A 510-nucleotide genomic window follows, 5' to 3' on the forward strand; every position below is an offset into this window, starting at 1 on the left:
TTTCGCAGCCCGATCTGCTGGATCTTCATCGCCCTTACGCTCTTTTCCCTTTTTGTAGGCATTCGGCGCGAATGGCGGGCGATCCGCGCCCGCCACGGCGCGGGGCGGAGCGCGACATGAGCGGGCTGTTGCAAGGCCGGATCGCCGTCGTGCTGGGCGGCGGGGCCATCGCGCCGGGCATCGGGATCGGACGGGCGCTCTGCCTCGCCTATGCAAGAGAGGGCGCGCATGTGGTGGTCGCGGACCGCGATATCGCAGCGGCCGAGGCCACGGTGGCCATGTTGCCCGAGGGCCAGAGCGAAGCGGCGCAGGTCGACGTGCTGGATGATGCCAGCATCGAGGCGCTGATCGCCGAGACCCACAACCGGCACGGCCAGATTGACATCCTCCATTGCAATGTCGGCCTCGGCAAAAGCGGCCCGTCCGGGCAGATAAGCGGCGCGGATTGGCGGCGCATTTCGGATGCGAACCTCACGTCGCTGCACATTGCGGCGCAAGCCGTCCTGCCCG

Annotated in this window: 1 protein-coding gene; it reads left to right on the forward strand. The window is 67.8% G+C overall.

What is annotated here, in order from left to right:
• Window positions 1-116 precede the first annotated feature (116 nt).
• The coding region (locus ACEWPL_RS19505) for an SDR family NAD(P)-dependent oxidoreductase (protein WP_420744418.1) at window positions 117-510 on the forward strand (394 nt) is incomplete at its 3' end.

This window comes from Roseovarius roseus, from assembly GCF_043355935.2.
In the GTDB taxonomy this organism is placed as follows: Bacteria; Pseudomonadota; Alphaproteobacteria; order Rhodobacterales; family Rhodobacteraceae; genus Roseovarius; species Roseovarius roseus.